Source organism: Nonomuraea sp. NPDC050547, from assembly GCF_044457345.1.
GTDB lineage: Bacteria > Actinomycetota > Actinomycetes > Streptosporangiales > Streptosporangiaceae > Nonomuraea.
Window position 1 is genome coordinate 101,770 of record NZ_JBITGW010000008.1, and the last position, 17,219, is coordinate 118,988.

19 protein-coding genes and 1 tRNA gene are annotated in these 17,219 nt (G+C 69.3%); 17 read left to right on the plus strand and 3 right to left on the minus strand.

All coding sequences use genetic code 11. From position 1 onward, the window contains the following. Positions 1-32: 32 nt before the first annotated feature. From ACIBHY_RS21060 to ACIBHY_RS21120, 13 genes are all read left to right on the plus strand, one after another. Positions 33-1,922 carry a WD40 repeat domain-containing serine/threonine protein kinase gene (locus tag ACIBHY_RS21060; protein ID WP_397307508.1) on the plus strand — a complete coding sequence of 630 codons (1,890 nt, stop codon included), beginning with the start codon at positions 33-35 and terminating at the stop codon, positions 1,920-1,922. Between the two features lie 68 nt (positions 1,923-1,990). Next, positions 1,991-3,268, plus strand: a complete 1,278-nt coding sequence (eno, locus tag ACIBHY_RS21065; RefSeq protein WP_397251763.1) for a phosphopyruvate hydratase — start codon at positions 1,991-1,993, stop codon at positions 3,266-3,268. Between the two features lie 64 nt (positions 3,269-3,332). Next, positions 3,333-3,761 carry a septum formation initiator family protein gene (locus ACIBHY_RS21070; RefSeq protein WP_397251762.1) on the plus strand — a complete coding sequence of 143 codons (429 nt, stop codon included), beginning with the start codon at positions 3,333-3,335 and terminating at the stop codon, positions 3,759-3,761. Further along, a complete protein-coding gene (locus ACIBHY_RS21075; RefSeq protein WP_397307509.1) occupies positions 3,751-4,239 on the plus strand; it encodes a DUF501 domain-containing protein in 489 nt (162 codons plus the stop codon). The genes ACIBHY_RS21070 and ACIBHY_RS21075 overlap by 11 nt, the downstream gene beginning before the upstream one ends. Next, complete coding sequence (locus ACIBHY_RS21080; protein WP_397251760.1) at positions 4,236-5,171, plus strand: exopolyphosphatase; 936 nt, start codon at positions 4,236-4,238, stop codon at positions 5,169-5,171. Before ACIBHY_RS21075 ends, ACIBHY_RS21080 begins: the two co-directional genes overlap by 4 nt. Before the next feature lie 172 nt (positions 5,172-5,343). Beyond that, positions 5,344-6,507 (plus strand): hypothetical protein, encoded by a 1,164-nt coding sequence (locus ACIBHY_RS21085; RefSeq protein ID WP_397307510.1) that lies wholly within the window; start codon positions 5,344-5,346, stop codon positions 6,505-6,507. Positions 6,508-6,611: 104 nt separating this feature from the next. Continuing rightward, positions 6,612-6,941, plus strand: coding sequence for a PadR family transcriptional regulator (locus ACIBHY_RS21090; RefSeq protein ID WP_397251758.1), 330 nt, complete (start codon positions 6,612-6,614; stop codon positions 6,939-6,941). Then, entirely contained in the window at positions 6,938-7,942 is a 1,005-nt protein-coding gene (locus tag ACIBHY_RS21095; RefSeq protein ID WP_397251757.1) for a hypothetical protein, read from the plus strand. Before ACIBHY_RS21090 ends, ACIBHY_RS21095 begins: the two co-directional genes overlap by 4 nt. A gap of 40 nt (positions 7,943-7,982) precedes the next feature. Beyond that, positions 7,983-8,777, plus strand: a complete 795-nt coding sequence (locus tag ACIBHY_RS21100) for a uracil-DNA glycosylase (RefSeq protein WP_397251756.1) — start codon at positions 7,983-7,985, stop codon at positions 8,775-8,777. A 95-nt stretch (positions 8,778-8,872) separates the two neighbouring features. Next, the gene (locus ACIBHY_RS21105) at positions 8,873-10,189 is read left to right on the plus strand and encodes an NAD(P)/FAD-dependent oxidoreductase (protein ID WP_397251755.1); all 1,317 of its coding nucleotides are present in this window, start codon (positions 8,873-8,875) and stop codon (positions 10,187-10,189) included. A 26-nt stretch (positions 10,190-10,215) separates the two neighbouring features. Then, positions 10,216-10,728, plus strand: a complete 513-nt coding sequence (locus ACIBHY_RS21110) for a glycine cleavage system protein R (RefSeq protein ID WP_397251754.1) — start codon at positions 10,216-10,218, stop codon at positions 10,726-10,728. Between the two features lie 84 nt (positions 10,729-10,812). Then, positions 10,813-11,337, plus strand: coding sequence for a peptide deformylase (gene def, locus ACIBHY_RS21115; RefSeq protein ID WP_397251753.1), 525 nt, complete (start codon positions 10,813-10,815; stop codon positions 11,335-11,337). 49 nt (positions 11,338-11,386) lie between these two features. Then, positions 11,387-11,459, plus strand: a tRNA-Leu gene (locus ACIBHY_RS21120). Between the two features lie 56 nt (positions 11,460-11,515). Here ACIBHY_RS21120 and ACIBHY_RS21125 read toward each other — a convergent pair. Beyond that, a complete protein-coding gene (locus ACIBHY_RS21125) occupies positions 11,516-12,169 on the minus strand; it encodes a class I SAM-dependent methyltransferase (protein ID WP_397251752.1) in 654 nt (217 codons plus the stop codon). Positions 12,170-12,309: 140 nt separating this feature from the next. Here ACIBHY_RS21125 and ACIBHY_RS21130 point away from each other — a divergent pair, with 140 nt between their 5' ends. From ACIBHY_RS21130 to ACIBHY_RS21140, 3 genes are all read left to right on the plus strand, one after another. After that, positions 12,310-13,104: a Bax inhibitor-1/YccA family protein gene (locus ACIBHY_RS21130; protein WP_397251751.1), complete on the plus strand. Its 795-nt coding sequence runs from the start codon at positions 12,310-12,312 to the stop codon at positions 13,102-13,104. Between the two features lie 157 nt (positions 13,105-13,261). Further along, positions 13,262-13,495, plus strand: coding sequence for a DUF4287 domain-containing protein (locus ACIBHY_RS21135; protein WP_184967573.1), 234 nt, complete (start codon positions 13,262-13,264; stop codon positions 13,493-13,495). 76 nt (positions 13,496-13,571) lie between these two features. Next, entirely contained in the window at positions 13,572-13,982 is a 411-nt protein-coding gene (locus tag ACIBHY_RS21140; protein ID WP_397307511.1) for a PPOX class F420-dependent oxidoreductase, read from the plus strand. A gap of 313 nt (positions 13,983-14,295) precedes the next feature. Here ACIBHY_RS21140 and ACIBHY_RS21145 read toward each other — a convergent pair whose 3' ends face one another. Next, entirely contained in the window at positions 14,296-15,543 is a 1,248-nt protein-coding gene (locus ACIBHY_RS21145; RefSeq protein WP_397251749.1) for an acetyl-CoA C-acetyltransferase, read from the minus strand. A gap of 56 nt (positions 15,544-15,599) precedes the next feature. Further along, positions 15,600-16,646, minus strand: coding sequence for a serine hydrolase domain-containing protein (locus tag ACIBHY_RS21150; protein WP_397307512.1), 1,047 nt, complete (start codon positions 16,644-16,646; stop codon positions 15,600-15,602). Between the two features lie 143 nt (positions 16,647-16,789). On the opposite strand from ACIBHY_RS21150, the gene ACIBHY_RS21155 reads away from it, so the two are divergent. Beyond that, on the plus strand, positions 16,790-17,212 hold the full coding sequence (locus ACIBHY_RS21155; protein ID WP_397251747.1) for an SgcJ/EcaC family oxidoreductase: 423 nt from the start codon (positions 16,790-16,792) through the stop codon (positions 17,210-17,212). The last annotated feature ends 7 nt before the right edge of the window (positions 17,213-17,219 follow it).

Genomic DNA, 17,219 nt, shown 5'->3' on the forward strand with positions numbered 1-17,219 from the left:
GGATCGTTCGGGGTTTACGGGGGGAGTAGCGAATGGCTGAGGTGCGCCGCCTGAGATCGGGCGAACCTCGTGAAGTGGCGGGATACCGCCTGATCGGCGTGCTCGGCGACGGCGGGCAGGGCTCGGTGTACCTGGGGGAGGACGCCGAGCGGGGCCAGGTCGCGGTGAAGGTGCTGCACGCCCGGCTGGTCAACGACCGCCGCGCGGTACGCCGGTTCCTGGCCGAGGCGGAGACCGCGGAGAAGGTCGCCGGGCACGGCACGGCCCGGATCATCGAGGCCGGGGTCCTGGACGACCGGCCGTACCTGATCAGCGAGTTCGTGGACGGCCCGTCGCTCCAGCAGTACGTGGCCCAGAACGGGCCGATGAGCGGCGAGGCGCTCACGGGCCTGGCCGTCGCCACCGCGCGGTCGCTGGCCGCCATCCACGAGGCGCAGATCGTGCACCGCGACTTCAAGCCGAACAACGTGCTCATCGGCCCCGACGGGCCGCGGGTGATCGACTTCGGCGTCGCGCGTACTCCCGAGTCGGCCACGACCGCCACCAGCTCCGTCGTCGGCACGCCCGGCTACATGGCGCCCGAGCAGATCTCCGGCGAGAGCGTGACACCGGCTTCGGACATGTTCGCCTGGGCCTCCACCATGGCCTACGCCGCCACCGGCACGTCGTTGTTCGGCGGCGACTCGATCCCGGCGGTCATGCACCGCATCCTCAACGCCTCTCCCGACCTGTCGGGCATCGAGGAGCCGCTGCGCTCGGTGCTCACCTCCTGCCTGGCGAAGGTCCCCGCCCACCGGCCCGGCGCGGCCGAGGTGCTCAAGACCCTGACGAGGCGTACGGAGGAGACCAGGCCCGCGGTACGGCGGGTCAGGCGGCGCAGGCGGCGGATGGCGGTGGCCGGTCTGGCCCTCGTGGTGATGTTCGGCGGCGCGATCGGGCTGACGATGCGCGGCGGCGGGGTGACCATGGGCGACGACGGGGCGGCCTCCTCGGCGGACGGCGGCCCGCGCATTACGGCGTTCGGCGACAGCGATGACCAGATCACCAAGATCGCGCTCGGCTCCCTGGGCGACGGGAGCCTGGTGGCGGCGGCCAACGAGAGCAGCAAGCGCATCGAGCTGTGGGAACCCGACAGCGGCGAGATCATCAACTCCGTCGCGATGGGCGCCGGGGACATCGGCTCGCTGGCCTTCACCAAGATCGGCACCAGGCAGTCCATCGTGTGGTCGGCGGCCGACGGCGCGGTCCGCGTGTGGCAGCCCGGACGGGGCAACGCCGTCGAGACGATCAGGGCGTGCCGGGGCGGGGGCCGTTCGGCGATGTCCGTCGTGCCCTCGCAGAAAGGCGCCTCCGCGTACGTGAGCTGCGCCGACGGCCGCATGCAGGCCTGGGACCTGGCCAGCGGCAAGCAGTCGAGCCTGTGGCGGGTGGGCCAGTCGGTCCACGACGTGGCCTGGGCGGGCGCCGGCACGAACGTGTTCGCGATCATGAGCAAGGGGATCCTGCAGCGCATCGACCCGTGGAGCAGCACCAAGGTCAAGCCCAGGGCGGTCGTCGAGCCGGGGTCGCCCGCCTCCGGCGTCGAGGCGGCCGACGGGCTGGTCGCGGTCCGCGTCGAGGGGGTCGGCGTGAAGATCTACGACCAAGAGGGGCAGCGGCAGCGGTGCACCGTGAAGGTCCCCTCCAAGGGGGCTTCCCCGGCCATGCCCATCGACGACTTCGCGCTGACCAAGGGCGCGCTGGTCACCGGCATCGACGGGCTGAGCGTCTGGGATCCGCGCACGTGCAGGCGGGTCAGGGATCTGCCCGCGTCGAGCGGGCGCGCCACCGCCCTGGCGATCGGTCAGTTCAACGGCAGGAAGTCCGTGGTGGTGGCCAAACCTGACGAGGAGATGGCGGTTTGGGACCTTGTGGGGTGGTAGCCGTACCGGCTGGTAGACCTCGATAGGCTCTGGGAGCGAACTGCCCTTTCGACTCTAGGAGCTTTGACGTGGCTACCATCGAGGTCGTCTACGCCCGCGAGATCCTCGACTCTCGTGGTAACCCCACCGTCGAGGTCGAGGTGGTGCTCGACGACGGCAGCACCGGCCGCGCGGCGGTGCCCAGCGGCGCGTCCACCGGCCAGTTCGAGGCCGTCGAGCTGCGTGACGGCGGCGAGCGCTACCTCGGCAAGGGCGTCGAGAAGGCCGTGCTCGCGGTCACCGACGAGATCTTCGACGAGGTGCACGGGGTCGAGGCCGAAGACCAGCGGATCGTCGACCAGATCATGATCGACCTGGACGGCACGCCCAACAAGTCCAAGCTGGGCGCCAACGCCATTCTGGGCGTCTCGCTGGCCGTGGCCAAGGCCGCCGCCGAAAGCGCCGAACTGCCGCTCTTCCGCTACGTGGGCGGCCCCAACGCGCACGTGCTGCCCGTCCCGATGATGAACATCCTCAACGGCGGCGCCCACGCCGACACCAACGTGGACATCCAGGAGTTCATGATCGCCCCGATCGGCGCGTCGAGCTTCAAAGAGGCCGTGCGCATGGGCACCGAGGTCTACCACGCGCTCAAGGGCGTGCTGAAGGAGAAGGGCTACGCCACCGGCCTGGGCGACGAGGGCGGCTTCGCCCCCAGCCTGCCCTCCAACCGCGACGCGCTCGACCTCATCCTGGTCGCGATCGAGAAGGCCGGCTACACGCCCGGCGAGGACATCGGGCTCGCGCTCGACGTGGCCGCCTCCGAGTTCCACAAGGACGGCGTCTACACCATCGACGGCAAGGGCCTGTCGGCCACCGAGCTGATCGCCTTCTACGAGGACCTGGTCGCCAACTACCCGCTGGTCTCCATCGAGGACCCGCTGAACGAGGAGGACTGGGAGGGCTGGAAGGCCATCACCACCGCCCTCGGCGACAAGGTGCAGCTCGTCGGCGACGATCTGTTCGTGACCAACCCCGAGCGCCTGGAGCGCGGCATCCGCGAGGGCTCCGCCAACGCGCTGCTGGTCAAGGTCAACCAGATCGGCACCCTGTCCGAGACCCTCGACGCGGTCGACCTGGCCCACCGCAATGGCTACAAGTGCATGATGAGCCACCGCTCAGGCGAGACCGAGGACACCACCATCGCCGACCTCGCCGTCGCCGTGAACTGCGGCCAGATCAAGACCGGCGCGCCCGCCCGCTCCGACCGGGTCGCCAAGTACAACCAGCTGCTGCGCATCGAGGAGCTCCTCGACGACGCCGCCCGTTACGCGGGTCGCGCGGCTTTCCCGCGCTTCCAGCGCTAGTTTCGGGTACGGCCGGCGTCCACGGCGGACGCCGGCCCTACCAGCACAGCCCGGGAGGGACGCATTGGCGAAGAGACCACAGCTGACCGGACGGGCCGCCATCCTCGCGGTGGTGGTGTGCGCGATCGCGATGAGCCTGGCCTATCCGGTGCGCGAGTACATCGCCAACCGGCGCAACATCGCCGAGCTCGAGGAACAGAAGGCCCAGGTCGAGGCCGAGCGGCAGGCGCTGGCCGAGGAGTCCAGGCGGATCAGCGACCCCAACTGGGCCAAGCGCACCGCCAAGGAGCGGCTGCACTACTGCGGCCCCGGCGAGAAGTGCTACGTGGTGACGCGGCCGGACGCGAGCCCGCAGAAGGTGGCGGCGCAGGAGCAGGCGGACCTGCCGCCGTGGTACCAGACGTTGTGGGAGTCGATCGAGGCCGCCGACACCGGCAAGGGGCAGAAGGCGCCCACAGGGGAGAAGACCGTTAAGGATCAGAGTGGAAAGTAGCGACATCGAGGCGGTCACCCGGCAGCTCGGCCGCCCGCCGAGGGGCGTGCGCTCGGTGGCGCACCGCTGTCCCTGCGGCAACCCCGACGTGGTGGAGACCGCGCCGCGGCTGCCCGACGGCACGCCGTTCCCCACGCTCTACTACCTGACCTGCCCCAAGGCGACCTCCGCCATCGGCACGCTCGAAGGCTCCGGCCTGATGCGCGAGATGCAGGCGAGGCTGGCGGAGGACCCCGAGCTGGCCGCCGCCTACCAGGCCGCCCACGAGGACTACATCGCCCGGCGTGACAAGGCCGCCGAGGACGAGGACATGGAGCCGCTGCCGCGCGACATGCAGAGCACAGGCGGGATGCCGCTGCGGGTCAAGTGCCTGCACGCGCTGGTCGCGCACGAGCTGGCGGTCCCCGGCGGCAACCCGTTCGGCGAAGAGGCGCTCGACGCGCTCGGCGAGTGGTGGAAGGACGGCCCGTGCGTATGAGCACGCGCGTGGCCGCCGTCGACTGCGGCACCAACTCGGTGCGCCTGCTGATCGCGGACGTGGCCGGAGACTCGCTGCGCGACCTCGAACGACTGATGGAGATCGTCCGCCTGGGCGAGGACGTCGACCGGACCGGTCGGCTGGCCCCGCAGGCGCTGCGGCGCACGTTCGCCGCCATGCGCCGTTACCGCGAGCTGATCGACCACCACGCCGCCGAGGAGACGCGGGTGGTGGCCACGAGCGCCACGCGGGACGCGGCCAACCGGCAGGAGTTCGCCGAGGGCGTGCGCGAGATCTTCGGCGTCGATCCCGAGGTGGTCACCGGGGACGAGGAGGCCACGCTGTCCTTCACCGGCGCGACCAGGGGCCTGGCCGGGCTCTCGCCGGAGGCGGGGGCGCGGCCGCCGTACCTGGTGCTGGACATCGGGGGCGGGTCGACGGAGTTCGTGGTGGGCGGTGACCGGGTCGAGGGGGCGATCTCGGTCGACGTCGGCAGCGTACGGCTGACCGAGCGTTACATCAGGAACGATCCGCCGACGGCCGCCGAACTCGAATCCGCGGTGGCCGATATCGAGGCGGCGCTGGATCGGGTGACGGAATCTGTACCGGTTCAGAAGGCGCGGACTTTGGTCGGCCTCGCGGGTTCGGTGACAACGCTCGCCGGTATGGCCCTCGACCTGCCGACATATGACTCGGATAAAATTCACCACTCCCGGATTTCCACCGAACAGGTTCACGAAGTAACCCGCAGACTTCTTTCGATGACGCATGGTGATCGTCTTGCCGTGCCGGTGATGCACCCCGGCAGGGCCGATGTCATCGGGGCCGGCGCGCTGATACTGGATCGTGTCCTGAGGCGGTTCGCATTTTCGCAGGTCATCGTCTCGGAGCACGACATCCTCGACGGAATTGCGTGGTCGGTCGCCCGATAAGGTCGCGAAATCGGTACGTTACCGGGCTTGATTCGTATTGTGACTGCAATCTGATCTGTGCTTAAGTAAGGAAGCTTTACGGGGGCTTTGCCATATTGTCGTGCACAGATAGTGGCGACGTGGCGACCGTTCCCGAGCGCATCTAGTTCCTCACGGAATGGAGCACTCTCAGATGAAGTCCACTGTGTTGGCACGGAGGGTGGCGGCGCTCGGCGCCACCACCGCCGTGCTGGCCGCCATGGTGTCGGGTCTTATGGCCACCCCGGCATCCGCGGCCTCGACCGCCTCGGCGAGCAAGGCCACCACAGCCGGCGCCAAGGTGACCTCCTCCAAGGCCAAGGTGTCGGTTTCGACGCCCAAGGCCAACCCTCGTTCCTACGAGGGTGCCTGTCCTGTTCAGGTCGATGTCACGTCCCGCATCAAGGTTTCCTCGTCCAAGGGCGCCAAGGTCTCGTACCGGTGGCTGCACGGCGACGGCTCCAAGAGCGGCGTGAAGACCGTCAAGGTCGGCAAGGGCACCAAGTACATCAACGTCAAGACGAGCATCGACTTCGACGAGGATGTCCAGGGCTGGGAGGCCCTCCAGGTCCTGAGCCCGCGGAAGGTGACGTCCCGCAAGGGTTACTTCGACGTCAACTGCCACAAGGGCCCGGTCCGCACTGACAAGGACCCGCAGGTCTGGGCGCGCGCTTGGGCGAGCCCCGACAGCTACGTCGGTTCCTGCACCCCTGGCGACAAGATCGACTTTGTTGGCCTGATCAGGGTTTCCGACCCGACCTGGGTCCGTTACCGCTGGGTCCTCAACGGTCACGTCGTCGACTACGGCAAGATCAAGGTCTGGGACGCCCGCAAGGTCTACTTCGGCTTCTCGCCGAGGTACAGCCACCGCGGCTCCGCGGTTCTGGAGATTCTCGGCCCGGACAGCACGTCCTCCAACCGCGCCTACTACAAGGTGTGGTGCAAGGACGAGGCCCCGGCCGTGAAGGTCTCGGCCTCGAACGTGTCCGCGGTCACCAACCAGACCGCCTGCAGGGTCGACGCTTCCGGCACGGTCAGCTCCACCGGCCGCGCCCGCGTCGAGTACTCGTGGTCGGTCAACGGCAGCACCGTTTACCGTGGCACCGCCTACTTCGGCTACCACGGCGGTTCTGAGCGAGTCTCGCTGCCGGACCACGCCCTGACGGGTGCCGCGCGCGACGGTGGCGTCATCACGTTGTCGGTCTCCGGGCCGAACAACAGCGACTCCTCCGCCGACCGCTACGTGGGCTGCTTGTCGACCCCCGCGCCGACGCCGACGCCCACGGACAGCAAGACCCCTGAGGCTCCGAAGCTCTGACGCTGAGCGAGAACCAGGATTGATCTGAGGCCGGACGGCGCCCACCGTGGCGCCGTCCGGTTTCTTCTTGCCACTATTACGCATTGCACAGTAGTGTGCATCGCGTGGATAACAGCCAGCTCCTCAAGGGCGTGCTGGACCTGGCCGTGCTCGCCGTGCTCGGCGAGCGCGACGGATACGGCTACGACGTCGTGCGCAGGCTCAGGGACGCCGGGCTCGACGAGGTCGGCGACGCCTCCGTGTACGGCACGCTGCGCCGCCTGTTCAAGGCCGGCGCGCTCAACTCCTACGTGGTCGCCTCCGACGAGGGCCCGCACCGCAAGTACTACGGGCTGAACGAGGTAGGCCGCGGCATGTACGCGGCGCAGGCCAAGACCTGGACCACCTTCTCCGCCACGATGGCGAACCTGCTCACGGAGGGGAGCGCACGATGACCCCGGCCCAGTACGCGCAAGCCGTACGCGAGGCTCTGGCCGATCACCCCGATCGGGACGAGCTCCTCGAAGACCTCGACGACCACCTCGCGGAGATCGCGGAGGAGTCGGAACTGCCGCTCGAAGAGCGGCTCGGCCCGCCCGGGGCCTACGCGGAGGAGCTCGTGGCCGCCTACGGGGGCCGCCCGCAGAGCCCGCGCGAGCGCCGCAGGTTCGCCCCCGCGCTGGCGTGGCTGCGCCGCCAGTCGGCCTACCAGGAGGTCGTCGCCTTCATGCCGCAGCTGCGGCCGGGGTGGTGGGTCCTGCGCGGCTACGCGGCCGCGATGGGCGCGGTCTCGGTGATCGGGCCCGTGCGGCTCGTGCCGGGCAACCCGGTGGACCTCCTGCTGGTGATCGGGGCGATCCTCGGCTCCATCTGGTACGGCAGGCACGCCTCCGGCCGGGTCCTGCGCGGCTTCACCATCGCGGCCAACGCCCTGGTCGCCCTCGTGATCCTCGGCGGCCTGGCGACCGCGTCGACCTGGAGCTCCCGGGACGAGCACCTGGCCTACACGATGAACAGGCCGGTGGAGATGGAGCCAGCCGCTTTCGGTGACACCGTCTACAACATCAAGCCCTACGCCAAGGACGGCACCCCGCTGTCTGACGTCCTGCTCTACGACCAGGACGGCCAGCCGATCACCACCAGCCCCGACCAATTCGGCTACCGCGTGGACCGCAGCTGTGGCGAGCCGGTGCTCAACCGCTTCCCGCTGCCGCTGGTCGAGGACCCGGACGTCCAGCTCGACGAGCCGGGCGGCCAGGCCTCGGCCCCGCCGACGACGCGCCCGTGCGCGGCCTTCAGAACGCCGGAGCCGAGCGCGGCCCTCAGCACGCCCGAGCCGGGCGTGACCGCGTCCGAGGCGCCGCGCTCGCCGGAGAAGCCGTCGGAGTCCGCCAAGAGCGAGCCGAGCCCGTCAGAGTCGCCCACGGGCACCTCCAGCCCCTCCAGGACCCGCTGAAGGGCCGCCCGATCACCGCTGATCGGGCACCATCGGTGCCATGAGCTTCGTACCTCCTGGCACCGGCTGGCCCGGCGACCCGGCCACCGCCGAGACGCCGGTCGCCCGCGATCCCGCGGACGTGCGCCGCCTCGCCGCCACCAGCAGCACCCTCACGGAGCTCGCCGCCAGGCAGTCGGTCTGCCGTGCGTGCCCCCGTCTGGTGGCCTGGCGGGAGGAAGTCGCCGAGGTGCGGCGGCGCGCGTTCGCGACCGAGACGTACTGGGGGCGCCCGATCGCCGGGTGGGGCGCCTCCGAGCCGCGCGTGCTGCTGGTGGGGCTGGCGCCGGCGGCCCACGGGGGCAACAGGACGGGGCGCATCTTCACGGGGGACCGCAGCGGCGACTGGTTGTTCGCCTCGCTGTATCGGGTGGGGCTGGCCGTACAGGAGACCAGCACGCACGCGGGCGACGGGCAGGAGCTCGTCGGCGCGCGGATGATGGCGGCGGTGCGCTGCGCCCCGCCGGAGAACAAGCCGACGACGGGGGAGCGGGACGCCTGCTTCCCCTGGCTGGCCCGTGAGATGGCGCTGTGCGCGCCGAGCGTGCGGGTCGTGGTGGCGCTGGGGGGATTCGCCTGGCAGGCGATGTGGCCGGCGTTGCGCGAGGCCGGATACGAGCTGCCGCGCCCCCGGCCGGCGTTCGGGCACGGCGTCGAGGTGAAGGTCTCACATGGCGAGACGCCGGTCACGCTGCTCGGGACTTATCACCCCAGCCAGCAGAACACCTTCACCGGCAGGGTCACCGCGGAAATGCTGGACGACGTCTTCGGCAGGGCCCGCGAACTGTCGGTGTGACGCGCGCCATGTCCAGGGGATTGGCGTTTTCCCGCGCCCCCGGCGTAAGCTTGTGAATGCTTTCACAAGCATTCCACGAGGGATGGGGCTTCAAGATGAACAAGCACATCTTGATTGTCGGCGGCGGATACGTCGGCCTGTACACCGCGCTTCGGCTGCAGCGCAAGTTCCGCAGGGAGCTGCGCGACGGCAGCGTGCGCGTCTCGATCATCGACCCCAACTCCTACATGACCTACCAGCCGTTCCTCCCCGAGGCCGCCGCGGGAAACCTCTCGCCCCGGCACGTGGTCGCCCCGCTGCGGCGGGTGCTGCCCAAGGTGCGCATACTCAACGGGCGGGTCACCAAGGTCGACCACGGCGAGCGCACCGTCACCTTCGAGCCTCCGGAGGGCGCGCCCCGCGAGATCGCCTACGACGTCATCGTCATGGCCGCCGGCTCGATCTCGCGCACGCTCCCGATCCCCGGCCTGACCGACATCGGCATCGGCTTCAAGACCGTCGGCGAGGCCATCGCGCTGCGCAACCGCGTCCTGCACCTGCTGGACGTGGCCGAGTCGAGCGAGGACCCCGAGGTACGCCGCCGCGCGCTCACCTTCGTCGTGGTCGGCGCCGGCTTCGCCGGGGTGGAGGCCCTGGCCGAGCTGGAGGACATGGCCAAGCACTCCACCCGCTACTACCGCAACATCAAGGCCGCCGACATCCGCTGGGTGCTCGTCGAGGCGACCGCCCGGGTGCTGCCCGAGGTCGGCCCCGAGATGGGCAAGTGGACGCTGGAGCAGCTGCGCGAGCGCGGCATCGAGGTGAAGCTGGAGACCCGCCTGGAGTCCTGCGAGGACGGCCACGTGGTGCTCTCGGACGGCACCGAGTTCGACGCCGAGACGCTCGTGTGGACGGCCGGCGTCAAGCCCAGCCCGATCGTGGCCGAAGGCGGGCTCCCGGTCGACGAACGCGGCCGGATCAAGACCACCACGATGCTCACGGTCGCCGGCGTCCGTGACGCCTTCGCCGCCGGTGACTCCGCCGGCGTGCCCGACGTGACCAACCCGGGCGAGTACTGCGCGCCCAACGCCCAGCACGCGGTGCGCCAGGCCAAGGTTCTGGCCGACAACGTCGTCCGCAGCCTGCGCGGGCAGGAACTGGTCGAATACCGCCACAAGTACGTCGGATCGGTCGCCGGACTCGGCCTTCACCAGGGTGTCGCCAACGTCTACGGGGTCAAGCTTCGCGGATTCCCTGCATGGTTCATGCACCGCACCTACCATCTGTCCCGGGTGCCCACGCTGAACCGCAAGGTCCGCGTCGTCGTCGACTGGACTCTCGCGCTCTTCTTCAAGCGCGAGACGATCTCGCTGGGCGAGATGGAGCACCCGCGTGACGGGTTCAGGGCCGCGGTGGCGACCATGCGCCGCTAAGGCGTGATCGAGAAGGAGATCCTGGGTTGGGGCTCTCAGCGGTGACCGTGCTCGGCGTCGACAGGCCCGGCGTGATCGCGGCGGTGACAGGGGCGCTCGCCGAGTGCGGAGCGAACATCCAGGACTCCACGATGACCCTCCTGGGCGGTCACGTGGCGATGATGCTGCTCGTCTCGGGCGAGCTCGACACCAGGGAGCTGACCCGTCACCTGTCGCAGCCCGAGCTGGTGGTGATGGTCTCGGCGGTCGAGGCCAGGCGCGACTTCGGCTGCCCCGGCACCGGCATCGGCTACGTCCTGACCGTCCACGGCCCCGACCGGCCGGGCATCATCTCGGCCGTCAGCGCCGTGCTCGCCTCGGTCGGCGGCAACATCACGGGCATGAGCACCCGCCTCACCGGCCGCCTCTACGTGCTCATCGCCGACGTCGACCTGCCCGCCGAGGTGGACGTGGCCGGGCTCATGCGCCGCCTGGCCGCCGTGGGCTCCGGGCTCGACTCGGAGATCACCTTCCGTCCCATGGAACCGGATCTGCTGTGAAGACGGGGATTCCAGCGCCGCCCACCCACCACAGGAGGCCACTGTGCCGGTCCGTGCCGCGTTTCCGACCCGCCGGGGTGTGTGGTGATCGTCGGCGAGGGTGCGGTCAGGGAGATCCTGCGGGCGCCGCACCCGACCTTGTCGCGTACGGCGGAGCCGGTCGAACCGGCCGATCCCGCCGTGCTGAACGCGGCCGGAGACCTGCTGGCCACGCTCCGTAAGGAGCCTTCCGGCGCCGGCCTGGCCGCCCCGCAGATCGGGCTCTCCTGGCGCATCATCGCCTTCGACGCCCGCCGCCACCCGCGCAGCCGTTCGGCCGCGGGCGAGACCGTACTGGTCAATCCGAGGCTGACCGAGGCCTCCCGATGGGAGGACGGCCGCGAGGGCTGCGCCTCGATAGCGGGTCTGACAGGCGACGTTTCCCGCGCGACCCGCATCGTGGTCGAGGGCGTCCTGCCGGGTTCGGGGGAGTTCGTCACCATCGAAGCGGATGCCTTCGAAGCCCGGTGTATTCAGCACCAACTGGACCATCTGGACGGTCTGCTGTTCCTGGACAGAGTGCCCGGAGTGCTATCACTTCACCGCAGACCTCACAGTTGTGACGCCTGATACAAAGTTGTGCTCCTCGGAGGCATGGTCCCTTTCGTATGATTGCGGCGCCCCCGTAGCCCAATGGCAGAGGCAAACCCCTTAAAAGGGTTGTAGTGCGGGTTCGAATCCCGCCGGGGGCACCGCCCATTTCTACCCTCTGACCTGCAAAGACACGTCGGGTGAATTCTCTGTGTAATTAAGAACTCCCATATACGTAAGCGCCGCGCTTCGTCAGCGTCAGCGGGGTGCGTACCCGGGAGGCCCGCTCCTCGGCGTCCGCCGGGTCGACGAAGCGGGCCACGAGGTAGTCGCGCACCGCCGCCCGGTCGCCGAGCGTGACCAACGGGGCGTCCCACGACTCGACCTCCACCCGCTCGAAGACCTCGCCCACGAGAGCGGGCGCCTGCTCGGCGTCGAACGTGGTCGCCGCGGGCCGCCAGACCCCGGCCAGTTCCGGGGAGTCGGCGCGGCTGGGGGTGACGGCCACGAACAGCCCGCCCGGCCGCAGAACCCGCCGCGCCTCGCGGATGGCGAGGAGCGGGTCGGGGAGGTGGTAGAGCATGTTCACCGCCGTGACAGCGTCGAAACTCCCGTCACGGAACGGCAGCGCCGCCGCCTCACCCAGAACCCGGGGTGCCGGATGCGCGCGCAGCATGGTCATCGATCCGTCCAGGCCGACGACCTGGGGCGACTCGGCCCTCAGGTTCCCGTCGCCGCAGCCGACGTCCAGCACTCTGGCGAACGGGCGCAGGCGCTCGGCCAGCCGTACGTAGAGGGCGCGGGCGGCGGGCGAGCGGGAGCCCAGCGCGAACCTGCGCGGGTTGACGTCGTAGTCACGCGGAACGCTCACGACCTCCAGTGAACCCGGGAACTCCGCCCGCCCTCCACTCGTTATTGAAATCTCGAAAGCACATAGATCCGAGCGGGAGTTGACCTCTGCGACGCTCGGTCCCTTAGGCTGACCGCACTGGTCGCAGCGTGGAGGCAGCGATGCAAAGCAAGAACCCCGTCTTCAGCAAGTCCCGAAGTACCCAAGGGCAAGGTTGGGCAGGCCCATCGGCGACGCCGCAGGACCTGCAGGACATGTACAACCAGCCGTCGTACGCTCCGCCGGCCAGCCCCGCATACCGGACGATGACCCTCGATGACGTGGTCATCCGCGGCTTCATCACGCTCGGTGTGCTGGTCGCGTCCGCGGGCGCCGCGTGGATCCTCGAGGTGCCCATCGCGGTGGCGGTGGTCTCGGCGATCATCGCGCTGGTCCTCGGCCTGGTCGCGTCGTTCAAGCAGAGCACCAACCCGGCGCTCATCCTGGGCTACGCGGTCTTCGAGGGTGTGTTCCTGGGCGCGCTCAGCAGCATCTTCGAGCAGCGTTTCCCGGGCATCGTGCTCAACGCCGTGATCGGCACCATGATGGCCTTCCTGGGCGTCCTGGCCGTCTACACGTTGCGCATCGTCCGGGTCACCCCGAAGCTGGTCAGGTTCGTCGTCGCCGCGGCGATCGGCGCGCTCGGCCTCATCCTGGTCAACTGGATCGCCGCGTTCTTCATGCCTGGCGGCCTCGGCCTGCGCACCGACAGCCCGATCGGCATCATCTTCAGCGGCGCGATGATCCTGCTCGGCTGCTTCTTCCTCCTGCTCGACTTCGACTCCATCGAGCAGGGCGTCAAGCAGGGCGCCCCGGAGAAGTTCGCGTGGCAGTGCGTCTTCGGGCTGACGCTGAGCCTCGTCTGGATCTACCTCGAGGTGCTCCGCTTCATGAGCTACTTCAGCGGCGACGACTGATCGACCAGGTCACAGCCGATCATTGAAGGCCCCGCCACCCGGCGGGGCCTTCTCTGTGTGCGACCGCGAAGTCACAAAACGCTTCCGATTTGGGGGTTGCACTTCACGACCTCGTGTTGCAGTGTCAAGCAAAGGACCCGAATCCGTGGAGGTGCCCATGTCCTTGAACCACTCACCGGAGACGCAAACAAAGCTCATCGCCAGGGTCCCGTCGATAACGGGGCGCGAACTCCCAGAGTGGTTCCAAGCGATCGACAACGGCCCGGCTTTCCTCAGGTGCGACGAGCGGGCCAACTGGCTCGCCGACGAGCACGGGCTGACCCACGGCTACGCCGCCGCGATCGTGTTCGAGCACGAGCGGCACCGCCGTAACCGGATGGGCTTCATCTAGAGAGCCCGAACCCCAACCTTCGCGCCCGTGCCACCGGTACGGGCGCGCGCACGTGGCCACGCGCGATCATGTACCCATGGACCTGAACAAGGCACGCGGCTTCCTCCGCGACCACCACCACGCCGTCCTCCTCACCCGGCACCGCGACGGGCGCCCGCAGATGTCCCCGGTGGCCGTGGGCGTGGACGCGGACGGGCACGCCGTCGTCAGCACCCGCGAGACCGCCGCCAAGACCCGCAACATGCGCCGCGACCCCAACGTCGCCCTGTGCGTGTTCTCGGACGGCTTCTACGGCGACTGGGTCCAGATCGAGGGCCAGGCGGAGATCATCTCGCTACCGGACGCGATGGACCACCTGATCACCTATTACCGCGACATCTCCGGCGAACACCCCGACTGGGACGACTACCGCTCCGCCATGATCCGCGACCAACGCGTGGTCGCCCGCATAACCCTGACCAAAGCCGGCCCAGACACCCACGGCTGACCCCACCGGGCAGCCACCTCACACCCGGGGGCCGGCCCGCGACTCAGGCCCGGCGTCGGCCTTGACGCGTGCGCTTGGCCGGTGCTGCGCGCAGGGCCGGGCGGCGCGGGGTGATCAGGACCGCAGACGCCGGGTCACGAGGCCGTCGGTGTCGGGATACGTGGGCCGTTGCGGTGGGGACCACGTGCGACGTGAGAAGCGACCCCCACGATCGGCGCCCGCCGGCGGCGGCGGGTGGCATGGGGGTGGCTTCGCCGTAATGGATCCAAAGGCCTGTAACAGATCAAAGGACCGCAACGGATCCGAAAACCATCTAGGAGAGGCGCTCCAGGAGCATGGCCATGCCCTGGCCGCCGCCGACGCACATGGTTTCGAGGCCGATGGACCTGTCGTGGTGTTGGAGGCTGTTGATCAGGGTGGAGGTGATGCGGGCGCCGGTCATGCCGAACGGGTGGCCGACCGCGATGGCGCCGCCGTTGACGTTGAGGCGGTCCAGGTCGATGCCGAGGTCCTGGTACGAAGGGATCACCTGGGCCGCGAACGCCTCGTTGATCTCGACCAGGTCCACGTCCTCGATGGCCATCCCGGCGCGCGACAGCGCCATCTTGGACGCCTCCACCGGCCCCAGGCCCATGATCTCCGGGGACAGGCCCGTGACGCCCGTGGAGACGATGCGGGCCAGCGGGGTGATGCCCAGCTCGGCGGCCTTGGTGTCGCTCATGACGATCACCGCGGCGGCGCCGTCGTTGAGGGGGCAGCAGTTGCCCGCGGTCACGGTGCCGTCGGGGCGGAAGACGGGCTTGAGGCCCGAGACCGCCTCGTAGGTGGTGCCGGCGCGCGGGCCGTCGTCCTTGCCGACCACGCTGCCGTCGGGGAGGGTGACGGGCGTGATGTCCTTCTGCCAGAAGCCGTCGGCCAGCGCCTTCTCGGCGAGGTTCTGGGAGCGGACCCCGAACTCGTCCTGTTCGCGGCGGCTGATGCCCTTGAGCTGGGCGAGGTTCTCGGCGGTCTGGCCCATGGCGATGTAGATGTCCGGGACCGTGCCGTGGTGGCGCGGGTCCTCCCAGGTCTGGCCGCCGGCGGCGAACGTGGCGGTCCTGGCGCGGGCCTGGTCGAAGATCGAGTTTTCGAGCTTGGGCCGGGGCTGCTCGGTGTCCTGGGGCCACGGCACCGAGTCGGAGTTGCCGTTGACGAAGCGCGATACCGTCTCGACTCCCGCCGAGACGAACACGTCGCCCTCGCCCGCCTTGATCGCGTGGAAGGCCATCCGGGTGGTCTGGAGCGAGGAGGAGCAGTAGCGCGTGATGGTGGTGCCGGGCACGGTGTCCAGGCCGAGCATCACCGACACGACGCGGGCCATGTTGAAGCCCTGCTCGCCGCCGGGCAGACCGCAGCCCAGCATGATGTCGTCGATCGTGGCCGGGTCAAGCTGCGGCACCTTGGCCAGCGCCGCCTTGATCATCTGCACGGTCAGGTCGTCGGGACGGATGTCCTTCAACGACCCTTTGAAGGCACGGCCGATCGGCGAGCGTGCGGTCGCGACGATGACAGCCTCAGGCATGGGAGCCCCTCCTCGGTTGGCATTCCCCAGAACTATATTTCAGTCGGGATCGCCTCTCAGCAGAGGGCCTTGGCGGCGATGCCGAACAGGTCGGCGGTGGAGGCCTTCTCGGTGCCGGGGTTCAGCGAGAGCGTCATCGTGGCGCCGTCGTCGGTGGTGAAGCTGAAGGTCAGGTAGCCGATCAGCTCGCCGCTGTGCCCCCATGCCGCCTTGCCGCAGGGCAGCGGGTACTTCTGCAGGCCCAGGCCGTAGCCGAACCCGGCCTTGGTGTCCTCGGTGGTCCGCATCGCCGCCAGCGACTTCGCGCTGGTGAGCTTGCCGGCCAGCAGCGCCTTGGTGAAGCGGTTGAGGTCGCGGGTGGTGGAGATCATCTCGCCGGCCGCGCCGTCCAGGGACGGGTTCATCCTGGTCGCGTCGACCATCTTTCCGTCCACGGGCTCGTAACCGCGAGCGTGCGGGTACGGCACGCCCGGCCGGTCACCGGGCACCGACGTCTGCGTCAGCCCGAGCGGCCGCAGGATCCGCCGCTCCACCTCCTTGCCATAGGGCCGGCCGGTCACCTTCTCGATGATCATCCCGGCGACCACGTAGTTGGTGTTGGAGTACGACCAGGCTTTGCCCGGCCCCGTGTGTTCCCCCCTGTCCGCCACCTTCAGCAGTTCGGCCGGCGTGTAGTGCCGGAACCGGTCCTTGCCGCGCCAGCGGTTGGTGGAGTACCCGGCCTCGTGCATGTAGTCGTAAAGGCCGCTGGTGTGGTGGAGCACCTGCCGTACCGTGGCGGCGCCCTTGACCTGCTCGCCCAGGTACGTGGAGACCGGCGCGTCCAGCCGGACCTTGCCCTCGTCCACGAGCTGCATGATCACGGTGGCGGCGAACGTCTTGGTGACGCTCCCGATGCGGAAATGCCCGTCCGCCCTGGCCCGTGCCGGCGATCCGAGGCTTCGGGTACCCGCCGCGGCCGTCCAGCCGCCCGCCTTGTTCTCCACCCGGATCAGCGCGGCGGTCGCCTTCTTGTCGGTGACCAGCTTGTCCAGCATGCCCTGGACCTGGTCGGCCGGAGTGGCGGCGGTGAGGGCGAGAGCGGCGATCAACAGTGTCTTCATGACCCGGAACGCTACGAGCGGGCGGGCCGCGCTCCCATGAGGTGCGCCATCCGGTTCACCTGGGGGAAACCACACCTCTTGCGGTTTCTCTGCTTCTATGCAGATAATGTGTCAACGCAGAAACTTCTTGGGAGAAGGTAACCATGGCCACCGAGATCCAGGCCGTCATCCAGCGCAGCCAGGACGCGTGGAACCGCGGCGACGGCGCCGCCTACGGCGCGTGCTTCACCGCGGACGCCACCGATGTCACCTTCGTCGGCACCGTCTACCACGGCGGCACCGAGATCGGCCGCGCCCACCAGGTCCTGTTCGACAGCTTCCTCAAGGGCACCCGGCTGAACGTCGAGATCGTCGAGACCCGGACGTACGGCGACGACGTGGCCGTGGTCGTCACCCGCGGCGAGGTGGGCAGGGGGCGTCCCAAGAAGCTGGGCAAGCTCGCCACGTACACACTCGTGCGCGAAGGCGACGGCGAGTGGCGGATCGCGGCCGTGCAGAAGACCCGGCGCAAGCCGCTGATGGAGGCCGTGTCCTTCAGGTTCCAGCCCGCCAGCCGCCCGCGTTGAGCGGGGA